14 protein-coding genes are annotated in these 25,384 nt (G+C 65.7%); 10 read left to right on the forward strand and 4 right to left on the reverse strand.

Annotated elements, in window-relative coordinates; all coding sequences use genetic code 11:
• The 4 genes from C7H84_RS19790 to C7H84_RS19805 all read left to right on the forward strand — a co-directional run bounded on the left by C7H84_RS19790 (window position 1) and on the right by C7H84_RS19805 (window position 9,657).
• On the forward strand, window positions 1-4,599 hold the full coding sequence (locus tag C7H84_RS19790) for a calcium-binding protein (protein ID WP_240462055.1): 4,599 nt from the start codon (window positions 1-3) through the stop codon (window positions 4,597-4,599).
• Between the two features lie 99 nt (window positions 4,600-4,698).
• Window positions 4,699-6,885, forward strand: coding sequence for a type I secretion system permease/ATPase (locus C7H84_RS19795; RefSeq protein WP_121860384.1), 2,187 nt, complete (start codon window positions 4,699-4,701; stop codon window positions 6,883-6,885).
• Window positions 6,882-8,225: an HlyD family type I secretion periplasmic adaptor subunit gene (locus C7H84_RS19800; RefSeq protein ID WP_121860385.1), complete on the forward strand. Its 1,344-nt coding sequence runs from the start codon at window positions 6,882-6,884 to the stop codon at window positions 8,223-8,225. Before C7H84_RS19795 ends, C7H84_RS19800 begins: the two co-directional genes overlap by 4 nt.
• Window positions 8,215-9,657, forward strand: a complete 1,443-nt coding sequence (locus C7H84_RS19805) for a TolC family protein (RefSeq protein ID WP_240462056.1) — start codon at window positions 8,215-8,217, stop codon at window positions 9,655-9,657. The genes C7H84_RS19800 and C7H84_RS19805 overlap by 11 nt, the downstream gene beginning before the upstream one ends.
• A gap of 51 nt (window positions 9,658-9,708) precedes the next feature.
• Here C7H84_RS19805 and C7H84_RS19810 read toward each other — a convergent pair whose 3' ends face one another.
• Window positions 9,709-12,153 (reverse strand): DUF3772 domain-containing protein, encoded by a 2,445-nt coding sequence (locus tag C7H84_RS19810; RefSeq protein WP_121860387.1) that lies wholly within the window; start codon window positions 12,151-12,153, stop codon window positions 9,709-9,711.
• A 420-nt stretch (window positions 12,154-12,573) separates the two neighbouring features.
• On the opposite strand from C7H84_RS19810, the gene C7H84_RS19815 reads away from it, so the two are divergent.
• From C7H84_RS19815 to C7H84_RS19830, 4 genes are all read left to right on the forward strand, one after another.
• Window positions 12,574-13,992: an MFS transporter gene (locus C7H84_RS19815; RefSeq protein ID WP_121860388.1), complete on the forward strand. Its 1,419-nt coding sequence runs from the start codon at window positions 12,574-12,576 to the stop codon at window positions 13,990-13,992.
• 294 nt (window positions 13,993-14,286) lie between these two features.
• A complete protein-coding gene (locus C7H84_RS19820; RefSeq protein ID WP_121860428.1) occupies window positions 14,287-15,561 on the forward strand; it encodes a hypothetical protein in 1,275 nt (424 codons plus the stop codon).
• A gap of 184 nt (window positions 15,562-15,745) precedes the next feature.
• Window positions 15,746-16,858, forward strand: a complete 1,113-nt coding sequence (locus C7H84_RS19825) for a porin (protein ID WP_121860389.1) — start codon at window positions 15,746-15,748, stop codon at window positions 16,856-16,858.
• Between the two features lie 10 nt (window positions 16,859-16,868).
• Window positions 16,869-17,921 carry a nucleoside hydrolase gene (locus tag C7H84_RS19830; RefSeq protein ID WP_121860390.1) on the forward strand — a complete coding sequence of 351 codons (1,053 nt, stop codon included), beginning with the start codon at window positions 16,869-16,871 and terminating at the stop codon, window positions 17,919-17,921.
• Between the two features lie 43 nt (window positions 17,922-17,964).
• Here C7H84_RS19830 and C7H84_RS19835 read toward each other — a convergent pair whose 3' ends face one another.
• Window positions 17,965-18,876 carry a LysR family transcriptional regulator gene (locus C7H84_RS19835; protein WP_121860391.1) on the reverse strand — a complete coding sequence of 304 codons (912 nt, stop codon included), beginning with the start codon at window positions 18,874-18,876 and terminating at the stop codon, window positions 17,965-17,967.
• 94 nt (window positions 18,877-18,970) lie between these two features.
• On the opposite strand from C7H84_RS19835, the gene C7H84_RS19840 reads away from it, so the two are divergent.
• Together C7H84_RS19840 and add are read left to right on the forward strand one after the other, a co-directional pair.
• Window positions 18,971-20,320, forward strand: a complete 1,350-nt coding sequence (locus tag C7H84_RS19840) for an NCS2 family permease (RefSeq protein ID WP_121860392.1) — start codon at window positions 18,971-18,973, stop codon at window positions 20,318-20,320.
• A gap of 49 nt (window positions 20,321-20,369) precedes the next feature.
• The gene (gene add / locus C7H84_RS19845) at window positions 20,370-21,470 is read left to right on the forward strand and encodes an adenosine deaminase (RefSeq protein WP_121860393.1); all 1,101 of its coding nucleotides are present in this window, start codon (window positions 20,370-20,372) and stop codon (window positions 21,468-21,470) included.
• Between the two features lie 19 nt (window positions 21,471-21,489).
• Here the strand turns inward: add and C7H84_RS19850 are convergent, their stop codons facing one another.
• Complete coding sequence (locus C7H84_RS19850) at window positions 21,490-23,688, reverse strand: transglycosylase domain-containing protein (RefSeq protein ID WP_121860394.1); 2,199 nt, start codon at window positions 23,686-23,688, stop codon at window positions 21,490-21,492.
• 155 nt (window positions 23,689-23,843) lie between these two features.
• Window positions 23,844-25,346, reverse strand: a complete 1,503-nt coding sequence (locus C7H84_RS19855; RefSeq protein WP_121860395.1) for a PLP-dependent aminotransferase family protein — start codon at window positions 25,344-25,346, stop codon at window positions 23,844-23,846.
• Window positions 25,347-25,384: the final 38 nt, after the last annotated feature.

The raw sequence follows: 25,384 nt of genomic DNA on the forward strand, positions 1-25,384 counted from the left end.
ATGGCTTGGTATGAGTTGGACGCATGGGATGCGTTGGGTGTGGCGGGGGAGGGAATTAAGGCCGCATTGCAAAAAGCTGCTACGCAAATGGAACATGTTGCGAGCAATGCGGTGCATCTTTCTAAGGATGCCGCCGCTCGCGCCCAGTATGCACGAGCGGTGTCGCAGAGCTTGGATGAATTAAGCAACGCAACGCTCAAGGCACTGGATAACGTTGATCGGAGTCGACTCGATGCGCAGCTCGTGGCTCGCGTTGAGACCATGCGAACAGAGCTTGGAAAGATGGAGTCTTTTTCTAAGATTGCACAGGAGGCGGACTCTGCTGCAAAATTAATGTCGGGATTCGGGCGGCAATTGGGGGGTGTTATTTCAGCCAGCCAGTTGCTGTGGACTATCAAAGATCCTAATGCGTCTTCCTTTGAAGTTGGACGTACCGCTATTGGAGTATTGGGTGGAATGCTGGGAGGTGCAATGGCGGGGGCGCTCGCGGCATCGGCACTACCCAGTGCGACAGTGTTGGTTGGCGTTACGTCCGTTATGGGGGGACTATTTTGGGCCAGAGCAGCTGAAACCGCCTGGAAGCAATACATTGCCCCAAGCATTCTTGATTGGAGTGCTGGTAACAGCCCACTTTTCCGCGATGAAGTGTCGCGCACCATCGACCGTGTGATGGGGGTGTCGTCGTCCGGCGTTACCGTGACTAGCACTCGCACCGATGGAGCCTGGAGTATCACGACGTACAGCAATGGTGCCGAGATAAAAATGTCTACCCTGTCGTTGGAAGATTATCGCCCGGGATTCGAGCCAGGATACATTGGGGTCGGGGGCGAGTGGGTAGGATACTCAATCCAGATTACCACGCCCAATGGAAAGGGTGGTCATACCGTCCAGTACATCGGACAGTCCGGCACGGTCACGAAAACCGATATTAACGGCGACGGCGTATTCACCTATGTCGAGAAACAAACCCGCCTCGGCGACGGCGCCAGCGTAATCCGCGAAGACACCAACGGCGACGGGGTTGCGGACCGCAACTTCGTCGTGAACGGCGGCCAACGCTACGACTTGTCCAACGTCCGCGATGCCGCCTTTGCCGACAGCCTGCTGTCACGATATCGCGCCACCGGGCTGCTGAGCGGCACGAGTTTCCTCGACCTGAGCCAGATCATTTCCCGAACGCTGACCTACGGCGGTCGAAACGGCTACGGTTTCACGATGCCGTCCGGCTGGTACAACCCGATCGGTGCATTCTACGAAGCCAAAAGCGCCGCATTCGACAAAGCCGCCTCCATTGCCGACAAGACGCCTGTCCTGCTCGACGCGAACCGATGGGGTGTGGGCGTCAGCGCGCTCCAGTCGCGCGACGCGAACCGCGACGGCAAGCTGACCGGCGCGGAACTGGACGGGCTGCAAGTCTGGATCGACGCGAACGAAGACGGTATCGGCGACGCAGGTGAATTCAGGTCGCTGGCGCAAGCCGGGATCAGCGAGATTCGCGCCGTCGACTACGACGTCATCACGCGGGGTAACCACCACCACGCATCGGCACCTGCCGCGGCGCCGTGGAAACCCTCGGAAGCATCGCAACCCGGTCGAATGTATCTGGCCCCGGCCGTTCCGCTCTCGAACTATCGATGGCTGCGCGACAACGAGAAGGTCTATTGGATCAATAACAATGACTTTATCTTTTTCGGCCCCAATCAGATCAAGGTCAGTCCTTCCAATCGGAGCTATCTCATCGGTACCGACGGGGACGACGTATTCGATGCGAATTACTACGCTGCTTATGGCCACTGGATCAACAGCAATCTGCTCGTCAACTTCCTCGCAGGCGACGGCAACGACATGATGGGTGGCAGCAGCCGCGACGACAACCTGTGGGGCGGAACGGGTAACGACACGCTGTTCGGCTATGAGGGTAACGATCGGCTCTATGGCGAAGAGGGCGACGACGAGCTGAACGGCGGCGCCGGCAACGACGTGCTCGATGGCGGAGCCGGTAACGACAGGCTGTTCGGCCAGGTCGGTAACGACATCATGAACGGCGGCGACGGCGATGACATCATGATGGGTTTTACCGCATCGAACGAAAGCAAGCAAACCCTGGCCTGGGGCGAAACGGATGACGACGTCATGTACGGCGGCGCAGGTAACGACCGGATGTGGGGTGGCGTCGGCCACGACTACATGGACGGTGGCGACGGGGCGGACTTCGTGAGCGGCGGGGACGGAAACGATACGGTGTTCGGCGGCGCGGGGAACGATGAACTGCATGGTGACGCAGGCAACGACCGGCTTCTTGGAGACGCCGGCAACGATCGCATTTTCGGCGAGGCCGGGGACGATGTGCTTTGGGGCGGCGAGGGCGATGACGTGCTGGTCGGCTTCACCGCCAGCAACGATGCGAAGCAAATGTTGTCGTGGGGTGAATCCGACAACGACGTGCTGTATGGCGGCAACGGCAACGATGCGCTGTATGGAGGTCTCGGCAACGACTACCTCGATGGCGGCAACGACAACGATTTTCTCGACGGTGGCGATGGCGACGATCGGCTCTTTGGCGGCGCGGGCGACGACGAACTGAACGGCGGCAACGGCCACGACGCGCTTTCCGGAGAAACCGGTAACGACAAGATTTTCGGCGGCGCAGGCAACGACACGATCTGGGGCGGCGACGGCGACGATATTCTGGTCGGCTTTACGGCCAGCAATGACGCGAAGCAGTCGCTGGCCGCGTGGGAAACCGACGACGATACGATCTACGGCGGAGCCGGAAATGATCTGATTCTGGGCGGTCTCGGCAACGATCTGCTCCACGGCGACGCCGGCAATGATGAAATTCAGGGTGGCGACGGCCACGACAAGATTTATGGCGGCGATGGCAACGACCGACTGTTTGGCCAGGTCGGGAACGACATTCTGTACGGTGGCGCAGGCGACGATTTGCTGGTGGGCTTTACCGGCAACAACGAGGCGAAGCGGACGCTAGGTCCCGGCGAGACCGACAATGACTATCTCTACGGTGGAGAGGGAAATGACACGCTCCTCGGAGGTCTGGGCGACGACTATCTCGACGGCGGGGCCGGCGCGGATCACATGGAAGGCGGCGAGGGCAACGATACTTATATCGTGAACAGCGTCAATGACGTGATTCTCGAATACGCCAACGAGGGTTACGACACGGTAATCAGCAGCGCGAACTACATTCTCAACGCCAACCTTGAAGAGTTGAGACTCGTCGAGGGATTCAACATCAATGGCACGGGCAATGCGCTCGATAACCGGATCGTCGGCAACAGCGCAGACAACATCCTCGATGGTGTTACCGGTGCCGACACGATGATCGGCGGAAAGGGAAACGATACCTACTACGTCGATAATGTTGGCGACCGCGTCGTCGAATTTGCCGGCGAGGGCATCGATACGGTGCAGAGCAAGATCAGCTATACGTTGGGCGAACACGTCGAGAACCTGAACCTGCTGGATTTCGGCAAGCCGGAAAAAGGGCTCGTCGATGGCGTGGCCGTTCACGTCTACGGATACCCGAAAGCCAACGAGCTGGATTACATGCAAGGCGACGCGGTTCCGAGGTTCCAGGGAACGTGTGCGCTGACGTCGATCGCGAATTTGCTCACGCAGACCGGAACGCCGACTACCGAGGGAGACGTCGTCCGGCGCGCAATCGACAACCAATGGGCCGTCACCAGCCCGGCCGCAACGGACTACCAGCGAGGCGGATCGAATTACGTTCAACAGCAGGCACTGCTCAAGAGTTACGGCATTGCAAACAATCTGCTTGCCGGATACGACGAGCATGCGGTCGCGAATCTCATCCGCAGTGGTCGTGGCGTGATACTGGCGCTGAACTCGGGTCGACTTTGGGAAGACAGCGCGTATCTCGATGGCGGCGGCGTGAATCACGTCGTAACCGTGACGGGTGCAGTTTATGGAGACGCCGACGGCGAGCTCAAAGGCTTCTATATTGCAGATTCGGGCCGCCAGCGCATCAGCGACATGACGCGTTACATCAGCCTTCAGGAGTTTCGGGCGGCCGCCGACGTACCGAATGCCTACGCGATCTACACGGCCGAGGCGCTGAAACTGTGGAACGAGGACATTGACGGCACAGGTAACGCACTCGACAACACGATCATCGGCAACCGGGGCAACAACGTGCTGGATGGCGGTGGCGGCAATGACATCCTGGTCGGCGGCCTGGGCAACGATACCTATCGATTCGGTCGCGGATCTGGCCGCGACACGTTCCACGACGACGACGAAACGCTCGGCAACAGCGATGTGATCAGCATCGGGGCAGGCGTATCGGCGGATCAATTGTGGTTCCGTCACGTCGGCAATGATCTGGAGATCAGTATCCTCGGCACCAGCGATACCGCGACGGTTCGCGACTGGTACCTGGGCGCACGGTATCAGATCGAGCAGATCCGGGTAGACGACGGTCGGACGCTCGTCAACGCCGATGTCGAGAAGCTGGTACAGGCCATGGCGGTATGGTCGCCGCCGGCCGCTGGGGCGGTCTCGCTGTCCCCGGAGCATCAGGCCGCGCTTGCGCCGACGCTGGCTACGAGCTGGCGTTAATTCCGGTTTCCGAAGGTCAATCCGTCCGGTTGCGCATTTCGTGACCGGACGGCCTGCTGCCGGCCGTATCGCATTTCTTCCTCGCCTCGCGTTCCCTTCATGGACAGTTCCATTCTCCTGCCTCCAGCGGCGTCTCCGACGCAGGAAGTCGACTCCGGTCTCGCCGTCGTTCTGACGATGGCCAGCCTGCACGGCATCGCAGCCGACGAAGCCGCGTTGCGACATGAATTCGGCTTCGGCCGTTTCGATACTCAAACAATCTTGCGAGCCACGCGTTCCCTCGGCATGACGGCCAAGGTCGTTCAACAGAATCTCGAACGACTGGATCGGGCGCCTTTGCCCGCGGTCGCACGGGCGAAAGACGACGGTGGCTATTTCGTGGTCGCGCAGTATCAGGCAGGGGATGGAACGCGCACGCCTCGAACGCTTGTCCAGTTTCCAGGTGAAGCGCCTATCGTGCTGACGCGCGAGCGTCTGCTGGAAATCTGGACGGGCGAGCTCATCTATTTCACGAGCAAGAACAGCATTGCAGGTACCCTCGCGCGTTTCGATTTCAGCTGGTTCATTCCGGCAATCGTCACATACCGGAAGCTGTTGGGCGAGGTCCTCGCGATCTCTCTCGTGTTGCAGTTGATTGCGCTCGCCACGCCGCTCTTCTTCCAGGTGGTGATGGACAAGGTGCTGGTCAACCACGCGATGAAGACGTTGAACGTGATCGCCGTGGGCCTGATTTGCGCGACGCTATTCGAGGCGGCGCTTTCAGGGATACGAACCTGGGTTTTTGCGCATACGAGCAGCAAGATCGACGTCGAGCTCGGCGCGCGGCTCTTTCGTCATCTGTTGGCATTGCCGCTGGCGTGGTTTCAGGCGCGCCGTGTCGGCGATTCTGTCGCCCGTATTCGCGAGCTGGAGAACATTCGCGCGTTCCTCACCGGCAACGCCGTGACGCTGGTGATGGACCTCGCGTTTTCGTTCGTTTTCCTCGGGGTGATGCTCTGGTACAGCGCGTGGCTTACGTTGATCGTCGTTGTTTCGATTCCGCTCTACATGCTGCTGTCGGTCGTGTTTACGCCGATCATTCGGCGGCGTCTGAACGAGAAATTCAATAAAGGCGCCGAGAATCAGTCGTTCCTCGTTGAGACCATCAGCGGAATCGATACGGTCAAGGCGATGGCACTCGAACCGCGCTGGACGGATCGATGGGACCGTCAACTGGCCGCTTACGTGAGTGCGGGCCTGTCGGCGACCAACGTTGCCACGATTGCAAGCGGCGGCGTGACATTGATCAGCAAGCTGGTGACCGCGGCGATCATGTGGCTGGGCGCCACGCTGGTGATCGACGGCAAGTTGACCGTCGGCGAGCTCGTCGCGTTCAACATGCTGGCCGGGCAGGTGTCCAGTCCGATACTGCGTCTCGCGCAGTTGTGGAACGACTTTCAACAGGTGGGGATTTCGATGGGGCGCCTCGGGGATATCCTGAACACGGCTCCCGAAACCGCCGCCAAAAAGACGCGAGTGCCACGTCTCGACGGCGCGATCGAATTCGACCAGGTGTCGTTTCGCTACCGGCCGGATGCGAGTGATGTCATCCGGCAAGTCTCCGTCAGGATCGCGGCGGGGGAGGTCATCGGAATCGTCGGCCGCTCCGGGTCGGGCAAAAGCACGCTGACCAAGCTCGCGCAGCGGCTCTACGTGCCGGATCGCGGGCGCGTGCTCGTCGACGGGCACGATATTGCCGTGATCGATACGGCGAGCCTCCGCCAGCAGATTGGCGTTGTTCTGCAGGAAAACACGCTGTTCAATCGTTCGGTACGGGACAACATCGCGCTGGCTCGACCCACTGCGTCCATCGATGCGGTGATCGGTGCGGCGAGGCTGGCCGGCGCACACGAGTTCATCTGCGAGCTTCCGGAGGGTTACGACACGCTCGTCGGCGAGCAGGGCGCCGGGCTCTCGGGCGGCCAGCGGCAGCGAATCGCCATTGCCCGCGCATTGATGACCGATCCACGCATCCTGATATTCGACGAGGCGACGAGCGCGCTCGACTACGAATCAGAAGCCGTCATACAGGCCAACATGCGGGACATCTGCGCGCGGCGCACGGTTCTGATCATTGCGCATCGGCTCTCGGCGGTGCGCGATGCCGACCGGATTCTCGTGATGGACCGCGGGCAAATCGTGGAAAGCGGCACGCACGACGCACTGCTGAACATACAGGATGGCATCTACGCACACCTGTATTCGCTGCAACAGGGCAATCGCGACGCACCGGAGGCGCGGACATGAGCATGCGACAGCAGGCAGGGGCGTGGCGTGAACTGGTCGGGCGTTACCGCGATGTCTGGCGTCACTGCTGGAAGCAGCGCCATCGGATGACGTTGCCGGCATTCAATGCGAACGAGGCCGAGTTTCTGCCGGCGGCGCTGTCTGTCCAGGCGACACCTGTCTCGCCGGCGGGCCGGTGGGTCGCGCGCATTCTCATCCTGCTTGTGATGACGGCGATCGTCTGGTCGTATTTCGGGAAAATCGACATTGTTGTCGACGGCGGCGGCAAGATCATTCCGTCCTCCCGGACGAAGACGCTGGCGGCGGTCGAGGTCGCCAGCGTGCGAGCGCTGCACGTGCGCGACGGACAGGTCGTGAAGGCTGGCGACGCACTGATCGATCTCGATACGCGCGTGATCGACGCCGAACGTCAACGGGCGGACGGCGACCGGCTGAATGCGGTACTGCAAGCCGAGCGTGCCCGGGCGTTGATCGACGCGATCGACACGGGCCGACAGCCTCGGCTGGCGGGTGTGGAGGGTGTGTCGCCCGAGCGTCGGCGCGAGGTCGAGCGGCATCTGCTGGATCAATGGCGCGATTTCGTCGCGCGACGGGACCGTCTCGACAGCGAAGTACAGAGGTACGGTCAGGCCGCTCCGCTTGCGGCGCGTCGTGCGGACGATTACGCCAAGTTGATGGAGACCCGTGACGTTGCGGAGCACGCGTGGATCGAGGCCGAACAGCAGCGCATCGATACGGCGGGACAGCTTGCGGATGCGCGTCACCAACGCGCGGCTCTCGTGGCGGAGACGCGACGGAATGCCCAGGATGCGTTGAACGATGCGCAGCGTATCGTGGACGCGTCGTCGGGCGACATGCGGCTTGCGGAGGCACACGGCGAACTGCTGCGCCTGACCGCGCCGATCGACGGAACCGTGCAGCAGCTTGCCGTCCATACCATTGGGACAGCGGTGCCGGCCGCGCAACCGCTGATGCAGATCGTGCCGCGAGAGGGGCCGGTAGAAATGGAAGCATTCGTCGACAACCGGGATATCGGCTTCGTCAAGGAAGGCCAGGCCGCCAGCGTGAAGATCGACGCATTCGAGTACACGAAATACGGCACGTTGTCGGCGACCGTGAGTCATGTCTCGCGCGATGCGATAGACGACGACAAGAAGGGACTCGTCTACTCGGTCAGGATCATGCTTGATCGTTCGGTGCTGGCGGTAGACGGTCGCGAGATCGCACTGTCGCCGGGTATGTCGGGCAGTGCGGAGATCAGAACCGGTACGCGGCGGGTAATCGAATATGTGCTGTCGCCGGTGCTGCAGCATGCGCGGGAGAGTTTGCGTGAGCGATAACGGCATGAAAGGGAGCGGGATGCGCCGCTGGATCTACGCTTTGATGTTCGTTTCGTTTGCATGCGCCGCGGAAACGCGTGGCGTGCCGGATGGCTTCGTCGATCCGTTGCTGACTCGTCCGCCAGTACTGGATGCGGAGCCGCGATTACCGGGCGACGACATGCCGATTGCGTGTCCTTCATCCCTGGACCTGACGAAGCCGCTGACGATTGGTGATGCCGTTGACCTCGCGCTGTGCCACAACCCGCGCATTCGAGTGGCGTGGGCATCGATCAAGATCCAGGCCGCTGCGCTGGGTGAAGCGAGAGCGGCATGGCTACCCACCGTCAACGGATCGATCAGCCAACTGGCAACCTATAACCGATATCATGACGCGCGGACGATGAATACGCACGGCGTCGGCAGAACAATGAATGCAAACCTGAGCTGGCGATTGCTCGACTTTGGCGGCCGGACCGCGAACCGCATCGCAGCACAGCAACTGCTGACGGCCGCGTTGGCTGGTCACGATGCCTCGATGCAAAAGGCGGTCGTGGATGTCATAGGCGGCTATTTGGATCTCCAGAATGCACAAGCGGCGCGTGCAGCGCGTACCGAGTCCGCGGCACTGGCCGAGTCGACATTGCGTGCGTCGCGTCAGCGGTTGGCCAGGGGCGTAGCATCACGAGCAGACGTATTGCAGGCAGAAACGGCATGGGCCAAGGCGATATTGGCTGCGCGGCGAGCGGACGGGGACGTGGCGCGCGCGCGTGCGGAGCTGGTCTTTGCGGCAGGGCTGCCTGCGGGTACGCGAATCGAAGTCGAGGCGGCAGTCGTACCGGTTGCGTTGGATGCGGAACGCCAGCTAAGCGACTGGCTTCGCGCTGCGGAGGGAGCTCATCCGGAAATCCGGGTGGCGCGGGCCAAATGGAAGGCTGCGGAAGCGAAGGTGACGACCGCACGGTCAGAGGGCATGCCGACGCTGGATCTGAGCGGGACGTTGTCCCGGAACGGCTACCCGAATCAGGGGTTGCAGTCGGTACGTGCGACGCAAACCAGCATCGGCCTGACTTTGACGATTCCGTTCTTTGACGGTTTTTCTCGCACGTATCGGATTCGTGGCGCGCAGGCTCAGGCCGAACTGGCGCAGGCACAGCTTCTCGATACGCAGCAGCAGATTCTGCGTGACGTGCTGAAGGCCCATGCCGATGCGGAGACGACGGCGGATAACCTGGATGCGTCTGCGCGCTTGCTGGCTGCCGCGGAAGCGGCGCTGACATCGGCACGCAATCGTTACGCGTTCGGCGCAGGAGATATTCTGGAACTGCTGTCGGCACAAGCGGCCCTTGCCGATGCCCGCCAGGAACGGGTGCGAACGCTGGCCGAGTGGGAGGCGGCGCGGCTTCGGCTGTTTGCCAGCGCTGGCGTCATCGGACGATGGGCATTCCGGTAGTACTAGAGACGGCCATCGCGATAGCCGCAGTCCGCGATCGGCCGTCTTCGTTCACTTCTCCACCGCCGGCATGTTCTGCACCACCAGCATCTGCGGGGTCGACAACGTGATCTGCGCCGCGCGCAACTGTTTCAGGATCTCGAACAGCAGATCGCTCTTCGTCGTGGTCGCGATCCGCGGGCTTGCCACATAGCCTGTCACGCTGAGCGTGATCCCCTCCGGTGTCAGCTGGCTGAACGTGACCGACGGCGCCGGCTTCTCGAGAATCGCCGGGTGTTCGCAATACGCGTCGAGCAGCAGGTCGCGCACCTGCTCGGGGTCGGTGTTCAGCGGGAACGTCAGCATCAGCGTCGCGACGCCCTGCGTGCTGTTGCCCATCGTCACGTTGCGCACGTTCTGCGAAATCAGCTGCGAGTTCGGCACGATCACGGTCGAGCGGTCGCTGAGCTGGATCTCGGTCGCGCGGACGTTGATGCGGCGGATGTCGCCCTCGACACCCGCGATGCTGACCATGTCGCCCACCTTCACCGGCCGCTCCGTCAGCAGGATCAGCCCCGACACGAAGTTCTTCACGATTTCCTGCAGGCCGAAACCGATACCGACCGACAGCGCGCTGACGATCCACGCGAGGTTGCTCCATCGGACGCCGAGCAGCCCGAGCGTCATCAGCACGAGCAACACGTACCCGACGTTGGTGAACAGCGTGATCAGCGACACGCGCATGCCCGTGTCCATGCCGAGTGCCGGCATGAACTCTCTGTCGAGCCAGCGACGCACGGAGCGCAGCAGGTAGAAGCCGATCGCGAGCCCGATCACGGCGTTCATGATCCGGTCGGGCATGATGTTCAGGCTCTGCAGCCGCTGGCCGCCGATCATCGCGACCGCGCTGTCGAGCAGGTCGCTCGGCGTCGTGCCGAAGCCGCCGGTCAGCAGCGCGATCGCCGCGACCAGCATCAGCAGGCTCGTGCCGAGGCCGGACACGACGGTGTGCGCCTGGTCGAGATGCCGGTCGTCGAGCGCGAACAGATGCTTGATCTGCTTGCCGGTCGACAGGTTCGCGGAAAACAGACTTTCGCTCGCGTCGCGCGTCAGCTGCGTCAGGATGTAGACGCTGCACAGCACGATCTCGAACCACACGAGTTCGTACGTGATGAAGCGCGCGACCGTGATGTAGCCGATCAGCAGCGCGACCAGCGACGCGACGATCGCCAGCGTGACGGCGGCGTGGATCAGCCCCGCGAGCGTCGAACGAACCTCGGGCGCCTCGCCGGATGCGGCAAGCGCGCTGCGCACGCGATTCGCGCGCAGGATCGACGCGCCGACGGTCACCGCGACGACGAGCGAGACGATGCCGCGGCCGAACAGCGTGACGGACAGGCTGGTGTCGACGATCCGGTTGATCGATTCGAGCGTGCCGGCCATCAGCAGCAGCGCGGCCAGCACGCCGGGGAACGGTTTCATCGCGAGCGCGACGGGATCGGCGAGCGCGGGCAGCCGCCACGACGGATGCTTCGTGCAGAGCAGCGCGCGGCCGAGGCCGGCGATCAGTGCGCAGGTCACGGCGAGCTTCGCGAACTGGTCCCACAGATCCGTCATCGACGGCGTGAGTTCGTAGTGGCGGGCGAGCGCGAGATAGAGGATCTGGACCGCGACTGCGGTGGCCAGCAGCGTCGCGAACGCCGTCGACAGCGCGAGCGCGCTGCGCCGCAGCCGGGTCGGCGGCAGGCGGTTCAGGCACACCCATGCGAGCCCGCGCTCGACGATGCGGCGCCCGCCGAGCCACGCGGCGAGCGCGGCGATCAGCAGCAGCGTGGTGATCGCGCGCTGGCCGGGCGTCCACGACGAGCGCAGCATGTCGCGCAGTTCGTCGTTGAAGTCCTCGAGCCGCTGGACATCGTCCGGCGACAGACGGAACAGCGGCAGCCAGAACTGCGCGGCGAAGATGCTGCCCGAACGGAACGCGAGCTGGTTCTTCAGCAGGCTGCGGTGCAGCTTCGCGAACTGGTCGTTCAGGTTCGCGAGGTTCGTCTTCTGGTCGGCTGCCTCCTTCAGCGCGGCGTCGATCTGCGTCTTGCGCGCGTTGAGCGCCGCGCGCTGCTGCGCGACCGCGGGCGTTTCGGGCGACGCGCCCGGCGCCGGCGGCGGGCCGAGCACGTCGAGCTGCGCCTGCACCTGCGTGCGCTGCGGTGCGAGCTGGCTCTGCAGCTTGTCGACGTCGGCGCTGAGCTCCTGGGTCGCTTCGCCGAGCTCGTCGAGCTCCTTGCTGTTGGTCGCGTTCGACGTCTGCTGCTTGATGCGGTCCTGTTGCACCTGCATCTGCTTGAGCTGCGCAACGGCGTCGCTCAGCGAAATGGTCGGCGCCGGGACGCCGACGCCGCTCGCGGTCGGCGCGGAGGCGGCCGACGGAAACGCCGACGCGCTCGCTAGCGCCGCGAACTGCAGCAGTGCGAACAGCGCGATCCGGCGTGCGTACGTGGATAGTCGTTGTATGGACATGGAATGCTTACATTTTGCCGACAAGGCCGGATGCCGAAAGGCGCCCGGAAGCCGGAAGTTGGCCCGGTAGGCATGTTACCGGGCAGTGGCGGCGGCAGTCGTGCCGATCACGGTTCGCGGGTGTCGCGCGCCGGAGGGCCAGCATGGGCTGGCGAAGGCCCCGCACGCCCATGCCGACGGGGCCGCGCCGGCTCCCCGCTCAGTCGCCCGGCGCGATTTCACGACGCCGGCATTCCTTACGAAACCGACAGACGGTTACGCAATTTACATATCGTCGGACGCCAAAACGCGGGGCCGGAACCGGTTCGCGATGCGACGCCGGTGATGCGGCGTGCCGGTACAATGCAGCGAATCATCCGACGGCGGCCTGCCCGCCGCCGCACAACAACATACACGACACGATCAGGAGACACGACCAAGATGGTCTCAACGGACAGCATTCCCGCGGCAACCGCCTCGTCCTCTTCCATCGACGCCGGCTCGATCTCAGCCCGCCTCGACCGACTGCCGCCGACCCGCAGCGTCTGGAAGCTCGTCGTGCTGCTGAGCCTCGGCTTCTTCTTCGAACTCTACGATCTGCTGTACAGCGGCTACGTCGCGCCGGGCCTCGTGAAAAGCGGGATCCTGTCCGCGACGACGCACGGCCTGTTCGGGACCACGGGCGTCGCGAGCTTCATCGCCGCGCTGTTCTCCGGCCTCTTCATCGGCACGATCGCATGCGGCTTCCTCGCGGACCGCTTCGGCCGCCGCGCGATCTTCACGTGGTCGCTGTTGTGGTACACGGCCGCCAACGTCGTGATGGCGTTCCAGGATACGGCAGGCGGGCTGAACTTCTGGCGCTTCGTCGTGGGGCTCGGCCTCGGCGTCGAGATGGTCACGATCGGCACGTACATCTCGGAACTCGTGCCGAAGCAGATCCGCGGCCGCGCGTTCGCGTGCGAGCAGGCGGTCGGCTTCGTCGCGGTGCCGGTGGTCGCGTTCCTCGCCTACCTGCTCGTGCCGCATGCGCCGTTCGGTCTCGACGGCTGGCGCTGGGTCGTGCTGATCGGCGCGCACGGCGCGCTGTTCGTGTGGTGGATTCGCCGCGAGCTGCCGGAGAGCCCGCGCTGGCTGGCGCAGCAGGGCCGCGTCGACGAGGCCGACCGCATCATGCGCGCGCTCGAGGCGAAGGTCGAAGCCGAATACGGCCGGCCGCTGCCGCCGCCCGCGCCGGCGGAGCCGGTGCCGCCGCGCGGCAGCTTCCGCGACATGTGGGTGCCGCCGTATCGCAGCCGCACGATCATGATGACGATCTTCAACGTGTTCCAGACGGTCGGCTTCTACGGCTTCGCAAACTGGGTGCCGACGCTGTTGATCAAGCAGGGCATCACGATCACGTCGAGCCTGATGTATTCGAGCGTGATCGCGCTCGCGGCGCCGCTCGGTCCGCTGATCGGCCTCGTGATCGCCGACCGCTTCGAGCGCAAGTCGGTGATCGTCGCGATGGCGGCGGCGATCGTCGTCTGCGGGCTGCTGTTCAGCCAGACGACGGTGGGGGCGTTCCTGATCGTGCTAGGCATCGGCCTCACGCTCGCGAGCAACATCATGTCGTACAGCTTCCACGCGTACCAGGCGGAGCTGTTCCCGACGTCGATCCGCGCGCGCGCGGTGGGCTTCGTCTACTCGTGGAGCCGCTTCTCGGCGATCTTCTCGTCGTTCGTGATCGCGGCGGTGCTGAAAGGCTTCGGCACGTTCGGCGTGTTCGCGTTCATCGCGGGCGCGATGGTGATCGTGATGGCCGCGATCGGGCTCATGGGGCCGCGCACGAAGGGCATCGCGCTCGAAGCCATTTCGAAGTAGGCAGCGGATGGATGCGCGCTCGTGTGTCGCGCATCGTTCGCGTAGTTCAAAGCCGCCAACACAACAGCGTGCCATGCAGTGGCGATACTATCCGCAACGAGTTGAAACAAAGCGTGACCAAGCGCAAAACCCCGCAAAACCGGGGGTTCGGCCCTGCCGATTCGCGGTCGCGCTAGTAAAATGAAAGTTCTGACGACTCATTAGCCGCCATCGGACCGGACGCGTTGCCTGCACGAACGGCTCAACCGCGAAGAGGCGTCGGCGCCGGATGCGCAGCATGTGTCCGGCGTGTCGATGGCTCGTGCGGAAGTCGCGCCGTCGCCGCGTGCGGCGGCCGGTTCGGCCGATGGCCTCGAACGCATGACACTTTCCGACCTCGCGCGGCGTTTTCCCAAGCCGCGTCGCCGTACCCTCGCAGTCGCATCCGTATGGCTCGCGGCCGCCCTCCCGATTTCCATGCTCGTCGAGGGGCCAGTGCTGGCCGCGTCCGACGCACCGTCGTCCGTTGCTACGCCATCCTCATCAACGGCGTCGGCCGCGCATCCGGGGTCGTCGGCGCATGCGTCGTCGGCAGCGGCACCATCGTCGGCGGCATCCGCCGCGCATCACGCATCGTCCGCGAGCGACGCATCGGCGGCTTCCGCCGCGTCCGCCGCATCGCCGGCCTCCGCGGCATCGGCTGCGTCCGCCGCATCGCCTGCGTCGGCAGCGTCCGGCACGCCGGCAAGCGAAGCCGAGGCGGCTGCACCGACGCCGCCGCGCCGGCATCCGCCGCTGTCGGCCGACGAAGCGAAAGACGCAACCGCGCGCGCGATCGACATGCGCAAGCGCTTCACACAGGAAGTCACGCGGCGTCTGAACGTGCCCGCGAACGAACAGCGCGCATACGGCGCGCGTCTTCAGAATGCGCTCGACGACGCGAATCTCGGCGACCTCGCCGGCGAATACGTCGCGATGGTCGATCGCGCGCCGAACGTGCAGGCGCTGTTCATCTATTTCCGTGCGACGCCGAAGAATGCGTGGCTGCTGATCGGCGCAGCGCCGGTCGGCACGGGCTGGCCGGGCCAGTACGATCACTTCCTGACGCCGCTCGGCGTGTTTCACCACTCGCCCGATCATATGGATTTCCGCGCGGAAGGCACGACCAACGACAACGGGATTCGCGGCTACGGCCAGCGCGACATGCGCATCTTCGACTTCGGCTGGGTGGACGGCGAGCGCGGTTGGGGCAAGGGCGGCAAGTCGCCGATGCGTTTCCAGATGCATGCGACCGACCCCGATCGTCTCGAGCCGCTGCTCGGCATCCGCCATTCGAAGGGCTGCGTGCGAATTCCGGCATCGTTGAACACGTTCCTCGACCGCCACGGCATCCTCGACGACGACTATCAGGCGCGCGTCGAGGCCGGCAAGTCGCTGTGGGTGCTGCGCCACGATCGCGACATCACGCCGATCGCCGGCCGCTACCTGGTCGTGATCGACAGCGAACGCAAGACGCGTCCGGCCTGGTCGCCGGCGCCGGGGCGCAACGCGTGGTCGAAATTGCCGAAGGGCGGCGACACGGCGGACTGACGACGGCCGGTCCGCCGGCAAGGGAGGTCGGCGCAGGAGGTCGGCGGACCAACGGATGAGAATAAATCCGTTTTATTGAGACATAAGTAAAGCAAACTTTTATTATCCGATCGCGGTTCGTATAGTCGAGTCCAGTTTCGCGGAACCCTGCCGCGCCCGGACCACCACCGACCCTACGACCCGCATGAAAACTCTCTACAAGCTCGCACCGCTCGCGATGCTCGGCGCATTCGCGACCCATGCCTGTGCGCAAAGCAGCATCACGTTGTACGGTCTCATCTCGGCCGGCGTCGGGTACGCGACCAACCAGGGCGGCAAGAACGCCTGGCAGGCGCTGTCCGGCACGAACCAGAACCCGCGCTGGGGGCTGAAGGGCACGGAGGATCTCGGGCAGGGGCTGTCCGCGATCTTCCAGCTCGAGAACGGCTTCAACGTGATGACGGGCACGGCCGCGCAGAACGGTCGCGAGTTCGGGCGCCAGGCCTACGTCGGCCTTGCCGATCGCACGTACGGGTCGCTGACCTTCGGGCGCCAGTACGACGCGATCCACGACTACATCGGGCCCGTGATCATCGCGAGCAACGGCGTGAACATCGGCGACAACGACAACGGCTACAACGACATCCGCGTGCAGAACTCGGTGAAGTACGTGAGCCCCGTCTACTACGGCCTGAAGTTCACCGCGGTGTACGGCTTCAGCAACACGACGGGCTTCGCGAACAACAGCGCATACAGCTTCGGCCTCGGCTACGAGCGCGGCCCGCTGCGCTGGAGCGCGGTCTATGCGCAGTACAACCATCCGTACAGCAGCACGAATCCGGACGGCGCGATCGCGAACGACTACGCGTCGCCGCTGCTGATCTTCGCGAAGAGCGCGACGTCGCCGGCGGTGTTCGCGAGCCGGCAGCGCATCGCGGGCACGGGCGGCTTCTACACGATCGGCCGCGCGCAGTTCGCGGCGATGTTTACCGACGTGCGCTACGATTACCTCGACAATTCGCATCTGCACCTGCAGAACGTCGGCGTGAACATCGTCTACACGATGACGCCGCAGCTCTTCCTCGGCGCCGCGTACGCGTTCACGAACGGCAAGTTCGACGTGATCGACAAGCGGCCGAGATGGCACCAGGTGAACCTGCAGGCCGACTACTTCCTGTCGAAACGCACCGACGTCGCGCTGACGGTGATCGCGCAGCAGGCGGCCGGCGACGCGGACCATGCGCAGATCTTCGCGTACGCACGCTCGACCGGCACGCGCCAGATGATGGCGACGCTCGGCGTCCGGCACGTGTTCTGAGAGCCCGACCATGACCCATCCGATCGCCTCGCGCCGCACCTTCCTGAAGCTGTCCGCCGCGCTGGCCGGCACCGCGCTGCTCCCCGAACCGGGCGCGTTCGCGGCCGGCGGTGACCCCGCGCGCCGCACGGTCATCATCGATACCGACCCGGGGCAGGACGACGCCATCGCGATCCTGTTCGCGCTGGGCGCGCAGGACCGCCTCGACGTGCGTGCATTGACGACCGTCGCCGGCAACGTGCCGCTCGAGCTGACCGAACGCAATGCGCGGATCATCCGCGACTGGGCCGGCCGCACGAAGACGCTGCCGGTCTACGCGGGCTGCCCGCGCCCGCTTGTGCGCGAGCTCGTGACGGCCGCCAACGTGCACGGCAAGACCGGCCTCGAAGGCGTCGCGCTGCACGAACCGCTCGCACCGCTCGCGACCGGCCACGCGGTGTCGTACCTCGTCGATACGCTGAGCCGCGCCGCGCCGAACAGCGTGACGCTGTGCGCGCTCGGGCCGCTGACGAACATCGCGACCGCCCTGGTCGAAGCGCCGCAGATCCGCGGCGCGCTGCGCGAAATCGTGCTGATGGGCGGCGCGTTCTTCGAGCGCGGCAACATCACGCCGGCCGCCGAGTTCAACATCTACGTCGATCCGCAAGCGGCTGAAGTCGTGTTCGGCAGCGGCGTGCCGATCGTCGTGCTGCCGCGCGACGTCGCGACGAAGGCGCCGATCACGCCGGCGCGCGTCGCGCCGTTTCGCGCGCTCGGCAATCGCTGCGGCGCGATCGTCGCGGACATCATGGATGCCGAGCTCGCGTACAACAAGAAGCGGCGAGGCGTCGACGACGGGCCGATGTACGACCCGACGGCGGTCGGTTATCTCGTCGATCCGACGCTGTTCAACGGACGCAAGGTGAATGTCGTCGTCGAGACGAGCGGGCAGTGGACGCTCGGCGAGACGGTGGTCGACTGGAATGGCCGCAGCGGCCGCGTGGCGAACGCGACGTGGATCAACGAGGTCGACGCGGACCGCTTCTACGCGACGCTCGTCGAGCGCATCGCGAAGCTGCCTTGAGCGAGGCGATGAGCGTGATGCGCGTGTTGCGCGGGGCAGCGGCCTAGATGTGCTTCTCGATCCATTCACGACAGGTGCGCACGTGCGGGCCGCGATCGTCGGCGGCGAGCGAGATCAGCGAAATCGCGCGCGTGACGCGCGGCTTCTCGACGCGCAGCGCGACGAGTTCGGGATCGTGCAGATGCATCGTGTAGAGGCTCGGCAGCACGGCGGTCGCGAGGCCGTTGCGAGCGAGCGCATACAGCGGCTCGGTGTATTCCATCCGGTATGCAACGTTCAGGCGCAGCTTCTCGGCGCCGCCGGTGCGATGCAGCGATTCGCTGACGCTGCCGCGCACGAATACGGCCAGCTCGCGATCGACGAGCTTCGCCCACGTGACGCTCTTCGCGGCCGCGAGCGGATCGTCGTGCCGCACGACGATCACGATCTCGTCCTCGAAGAGCTGCCGGTAGCGCAGCGTGCCGTCGTCGCTGTCGGGTTCGCGCACGCCGATGCCGAGATCCGCGACGCTGTCGCGCACGGCTTCGACGAGCGCGCTGTTGGGCAGGTCGGTGAGCGTGAAGCGCAGCGTCGGATGCGTGCCGCGCAGCGCGTTGAGTGCGGGCAGCAGGCGGCCGGCGACGGACGGGATGAACGCGATCCGCACGGTCTGGATACGTTCGCCGATGAGCCGCGTCATGTCGTCGAAGGTGCCGCGCGCCTGGTTCAGCAGACGTTCGGCGAGCGGCAGCACGGCTTCGCCCGCGGTGGTCAGCGTGAGCCGGTGCGCGCTGCGCGCGAACAGGCGCCCGCCGAGCAGGAATTCGATCTGGCGGATCGACGCGGTGAGCGCGGGCTGCGTGAGCGACAGCGCCTGCGCGGCCTGCGTGAAGCTGCGCGCATGCGCAAGGACAACGAAGTGCTGCACCTGCCGCAACGTGAGTGCGGGTAGCAGCGACGAGCGATCGGACGACATCGGAACGGTACGGTCGGGATGCGGTACGCGCGAGTATAAGACCGCACCGCGCGAACCGACACAGGACAATAATCGGAATCACAGGAGAACCACCATGTCAGCGACTGACACGATGCCGGCGCGTACGCCGGCCAACTGGCTCGAACGGCGCTTCGCACTCGCGGCGCGCGGCACGAGCGTGCGCACCGAGACGATCGCCGGGATCACGTCGTTTCTCGCGGCGGCCTACCTGCTCGTCGTGATCCCGTCGCTGCTCGCGACGGGCGGGATGGAGCGCGGCGCGGCGACGACCGCGACGATCGTCGTGTTCGTGCTGTTCACGACGCTGATGGGGTTCTACGCGAACCTGCCGTTCCTGGTCGGCCCCGGCATCGGCGGCTCGGTGATCATCGGCGTGACGCTCGCGACGACGGAGCACGTCGGCTGGCAGACGGGCCTCGGCATCGCGTGCGTGTCGGGCGTGCTGTTCTTCCTGTTGACGATCTTCGGCGCACGTGGCGTCGTGATGCGGCTGATTCCGGTGCAGATCAAGCTTGGGCTCGGCGCATCGATCGGCCTGTTCGTGACGATGCTCGGGCTGCGCAATGCGGGGATGGTCGTCGCGAACGCGAAGACCAACGCATTCGCGCTCGGCGACTTCTCGCGGCCGGGCGCGCTCGTCGCGCTGATCGGCCTCGCGGTCGCGATCGTGCTGCAGGCGCGCAAGGTGCCCGGTGCAATCCTGATCGCGATTCTCGTCGCCGCCGCGGCCGGCGTGCCGCTCGGCGTCACGCACCTGCCGGCGTCGTTCGTGTCGCTGCCGCACAGCATCGCGCCGATCGCGTTCAAGCTCGACATCCGCGGCGCATTGACCGTTGCGGCCGCACCGTACCTGTTCGCGTTCTTCGCGGCGGAATTCTTTTCGACGCTCGGCACCGCGCTCGCGGTCGGAGCGAAGGCGAACCTGCTCGACGAACAGGGGAACCTGCCGAACATCAACCGGCCGTTTCTCGTCGACTCGCTCGCCGCGACGCTCGGCCCCGTGTTCGGCATTCCCGCGCTGACGGCATTGATCGAATCGGCGGCGGGTGTCGAGGCGGGCGGGCGCAGCGGGCTGTCGTCGCTGGCCGCGGCCGTGCTGTTCGCCGCGATGCTGCTGTTCGTGCCGGTCGCACTCGCGATTCCGAAAGAGGCGACCGCGCCCGCGCTGATCCTGATCGGGCTGTCGATGTTCGCGACGATCCGCCATACGCATTTCGACGACTTCACCGATGCACTGCCCGTGATGTCGATGGTGCTGCTCACGCTGATGTCGAACAGCGTCGGCACCGGCATCGCGGGCGGGCTGCTGTGCTACGTGCTGGTCAAGCTGCTGGCCGGCCGCTGGCGCGACGTGTCGTGGGGGCTCGTCGTGCTCGCGCTGCCGCTCGGGTATTACTTCTGGACCGTCGTGAAGCCGCATTGAGAGACGGCTGTCACGACGCATCGGCACTACCGCAAAGAAAGAGATTGACATGAAGGGAACACCAGGCAACGTCCCGGCCGCGCGCACGGGCATCGAGATCACGCCCGCGCATCGGGCTTTCTTCCATGCACTGCCGAAGGTCGAGCTGCATTGCCACCTGCTCGGCGCGGTGCGGCACGACACGTTCGTCGCGCTCGCGCAGCGCAGCGGCGCGCCGATCGAACGCGCGGAGATCGACGCGTTCTATGCGCGCGGCGAGAAACCGGTCGGCGTGCTGCACGTGCTGCGCGCGCTGGACAAATATCTGCTCACGCGGCCCGACGACCTGCGGCGCATTGCGTACGAGTATCTCGAGGATGCGGCCGCGCACAACGTTCGTCATGCAGAATTCTTCTGGAATCCGACGGGTACCGTGCGCGTGTCGGGCATTCCGTACGCAGATGCGCAGGCCGCGATCGTGACCGCGATTCGCGATGCCGCGCGCGATTTCGGGATCGGTGCGCGCCTGATTCCGAGCATCGACCGCGAGCAGGATCCGGACGAAGCGGTCGCGATCGTCGACTGGATGAAGGCGAATCGCGCGGACGAAGTCGCGGGGATCGGGATCGACTATCGCGAGAACGACCGTCCGCCCGAGCTGTTCTGGAAAGCGTATCGCGAAGCGCGTGAGGCCGGCTTCCGCGCGACGGCTCATGCGGGCGAGTTCGGGATGCCGTGGCGCAACGTCGAGACGGCCGTCGATCTGCTGCACGTCGACCGCATCGATCACGGCTATACGATCGTCGACAACCCCGAGCTGTGTGCCCGTTACGCGGAACGCGGGATCGTCTTCACGGTCGTGCCGACGAATTCGTACTACCTTCGCACGCTGCCGCCGGAGCAATGGGCGGAGCTGCATCCGATGCGCAAGATGCCGGGACTCGGGCTGAAGATCCATCCGAACACCGACGACCCGACGCTGCACAAGGTGAACCCGTCGGAAGCGTGGGAGCTGATGTTCAGCCACTTCGGCTTCACCGTCGCCGACCTGAAGCAATTCATGCTGAACGGGATCGACGGCGCGTGGGTCGACGATGCGACGAAGGCTGCATGGCGCGCCGCGTGGGCGCCGGAGTTCGACGCACTGGCCGCGACGCTCGCGGCGGGCTGAGCGCGTTGCCGCGCCGCGATCACCGGAAAATCTTCAGCCAGTCGAACAGCCCGACGTGCGGACGCCGCCTCGGCGCCGGCGCCGGTGCGCTGCGCGGCCGGAAGTCGGGCGAGAACTGCGCGTGCGGATCGATCGCGCGCGCACGCAGCGCCGCATCGTAGAACGACCCGACGATCGGCAACGCGCTGTGCGCGCCCGCGCCCCAGTAGTCGCTGCGCAGCGTCACGCTGCCGTCGTCGAAGCCGACCCACGCGCCGGCCACCAGTTGCGGATGCATCAGGATGAACCAGCCGTCGGTGTTGTCCTGCGTCGTGCCGGTCTTGCCCGCGACGTCGATGCGGATTCCATAGCGCGAGCGGATGTCGGCGCCGGTGCCGTAATCGACGACGCCGCGCATCACGTCGATCAGCGTCTGCGCGGCGGCCACCGGCAACGCGCGCTCGGGTGGCGCGCTGCCGAACGTGGCGAGCACGCTGCCGTTGCGATCCTCGATGCGCGTGATCATCTGCGGCGCGACGTACACGCCGCGGTTCGCGATCGTCCCGTACGCGGACACCATCTCCTTCAGCGTGACCGGGCTCGTGCCGAGCGCGAGCGACGGCACCGCGTCGAGCGGACTCTCGCGCACGCCCATCGCGCGCGCGAGCTGCGCGACCTTCGCCGCGCCTTCGCGCTGCATCACCTGCGCGGTGATGCGATTGCGCGACAGCGCGAGCCCGTCGCGCAGCGTCATCGGCGCGTCGGTCGGCGGCTCGGCATCGGTCGGGCGCCACACCGCGTGTGCGCCGATCGGGATCGCGACGGGGCGATCGATGAACGTATCGCCCGGTCGCATGCCGTCCGCGAACGCGGCGCCATAGACAAACGGTTTGAACGTCGAACCCGGCTGACGCCGCGCCTGCACGACGTGATCGAACGGCTCGCTGCCGAAGTCGGGGCTGCCGACCCACGCGCGGATAGCGCCGTTGCGCGGATCGATCGCGACGAAGCCGGCCTGCACCTGCGTCTTGCGCTCGCACAATGCTTGCATGAACGTGCGATTCGCGCCGAGCTGCTTCAGCGCCACCGCGTCGGTGAGCCCGCCATCGCGCGCCGCGCGATAGTCGGGCGTCTGCCGGATGAAGCCGCGGAACAGGTCGTTGCGCAGCCCGCAGCCGGACGGGCCGCGCCACGCGCTGTCGGCGATCGCCTGCAGGCGGTCGGTCTGCTGCGTGAGCGCTTGCGTGGCCATGTCCTGCAGCTGCGCGTCGAGCGTCGTGCGCACGACGAGGCCGTCCGAGTAGAGATCGTAGTTGTTGCGGTCGGCCCACGCGATCAGCCACTTGCGCAGTTGCACCGCGAAATGCGGCGCCGGGCCCGGCTGTGCGGTCTGCGGTTCGAAGTCGACACGCAGCGGCCGGCGCTGCAATTGCGCGAGTTGACGCGGCGCCAGCATGCCCATCGCGGCCATCCGGCCGAGCACGGTGTTGCGGCGCTGGACCGCGCGCTCCGGATTCAGCACCGGGTTGTAGTAGCTGTTGCCCTTCAGCATCCCGACGAGCGTCGCGCTTTCGACGATGTCGAGCTCGTCGGCCGATTTGCCGAAATAGGTGCGCGCGGCCATCTCGACGCCGTACGCGTTGTACAGGAACGGCACGGTGTTCAGATAGGTTTCGAGAATCTCGTCCTTGCTGTACACCGTCTCGATCTTGAACGCGGTGATCAGCTCCTTCAGCTTGCGCGTGAGCGTCGGCGCGCGGCCGACTTCGTCCGGATAAAGGTTCCTCGCAAGCTGCTGCGTGATGGTCGAGCCGCCCTGGCGGCTGCCCGAGAACGTATGCAGCCCGGCCGCGAGCGTGCGGCGCCAGTCGATCCCGTGATGCGCGTAGAAGCGGTGATCCTCGGTCGCGATCAGCGCGTCGACCATGTGCGGCGAGATCTGCTTGAGCGGCACCCACTCGCGGTTGACGGGCCGGAACTCGGCGATGACCTGGCCATCGGCCGACAGCACGCGCGCCGGGCGGTCGATGCGCGCCTTGCGGATGTCGCCGATGCTCGGCGTGAACGGCACGAACGCGAGCAGGACCAGCAGGCCGAGCACCGGTATCGCGGCGAGGGCCAGCGTGACGCCGCGGCGCGTCGGATGGCGCAGGCGTTGCCATACAGCGGGGCCGAGTGCGCGGGCGCCGTCAAGGCAGCGAAGCCACAGGTTGCGAAGAGTCGGCACGAAGCGATTCACGGCGGCAGGAGCGCGGTCGGAAAAGGCGCGATCCTAGCAAACCGGGCGACGTCGGCTGTGGCTAAAAGGCCCGTTTTCTTGCAGGATTTACAGACGATTACGTTTGTTGCGTGCGGACAATCTTTGCTCGCGCGTTCTATCCGTAATTCGTCGGATCAATGAGGGGCGGCCGCTTCGCCGACCACATCGGCGAGCCGCTGCGCGGCCGCTTCCATGCGCGCGCGATCGAACCCGCCGAAGCCGAGCACGAGGCCGGGGCGCCCGGTGCCCGGCGCGAACATCGGCGACACCGCGCGCACCGCGACGCCGGCCTGCGCCGCGCGCGCGACGATGTCGCGATCGTCGAGCCGTTGCGCGAGCCACAGCACGACGTGCATTCCCTGATCGCCCGGCTGCACCCATGCGAGCTCGCGCGGCAGCCGCGCGTGAAGCGTGTCGATCAGCAGCGCGCGCTGTTCCGCGTAGACGCCGCGCACGCGGCGGATGTGGCGGTCGAGATGGCCGTCGGCGATGAACGCGGCGAGCACGTGCTGATCGGCGGTCGGCGCGTGGCGATCCATCAGCACCCGCGCGCCACAGAACGCGGGCACGAGTTCGACCGGCGCGATCACGTAGCCGAGCCGCAGCGACGGGAACAGGATCTTGCTGAAGGTGCCGAGATAGACCACGCGGTCGGGGTCGAGCCCTTGCAGCGACGGGAACGGATAGCCTTCGTAACGCAGCTCGCTGTCGTAATCGTCTTCGACGACCCATGCGCGATGCGTGCGTGCCCAGCCGAGCAGCGCGTTGCGCCGCGCCATGCTCATCGGCATCCCGAGCGGGTACTGATGCGACGGCGTGACGAATGCCGCGCGTGCGTCGGGCGCGGCGCGGATGCCGGCCTCGACGTCGATGCCGTCCGCGTCGACCGGCACGCGCACCATCGCATCGCGCCGCCCGGTGCTTTCGAGCAGCGCGGTGATGCCGCGATACGCGGGATTCTCGACCCACGCGCGATCGTCCGGGCCAAGCAGCACCTGGCTCGCGAGGTGCAGCCCCTGCTGCGTGCCGCTGGTGATCACGACCTGATCGGCGCTGCAGCGCACGGAGCGCGAGCGGCGCACGTAATCGGCGATCGCTTCGCGCAGCGGCAGCGCGCCTTGCGGGTCCGCATAACCGGACGGCGCGCCGGCACCGCGGGCGCGCAGCCGGTTCCCGAGCCGGCGCCAGATGTCATCGGGCGCGGTGAGCCCGACCGGCACCGAGATCGCGAACGGCACGGCCGGCAGCGGACGGAATTCGCGGGCGATCCGCGCGAACGTCGCGGCAGGCCCGGGCAGGCCGGCGGCGGCAGGGGCGGCGCGCTGGCGGGCGCCGGGCGGTTCGCCGGTGGCCGGCGGCCGCTCGGCCAGCGCGTTAGCGACCCGCGTGCCGGCGCCGCCGCGCGATTCCAGGAAGCCTTCGGCGACGAGCTGCGCATACGCGTCGACGACGGTGCCGCGTGCGACTTGCAGCGACGCCGCGAGCAGCCGCGTGGACGGCAGCGTGTCGCCGGGCTGCACGTCGCCGCGGCGCACCGCGTCCCGCAGCGCCTGCGCGAGCTGGCGGCTCAGGTCGCCGGCCGCGCGGTCGAGCGTGCCGAGCGACGGGATTTCGACGACGAGGGCGGTTCTGGCCATGATTCTGGTCTGCTGAAATTGTTCGAAACCGGCTCTAC

The organism is Burkholderia sp. Nafp2/4-1b (genome assembly GCF_003635165.1).
Taxonomy (GTDB): domain Bacteria; phylum Pseudomonadota; class Gammaproteobacteria; order Burkholderiales; family Burkholderiaceae; genus Burkholderia.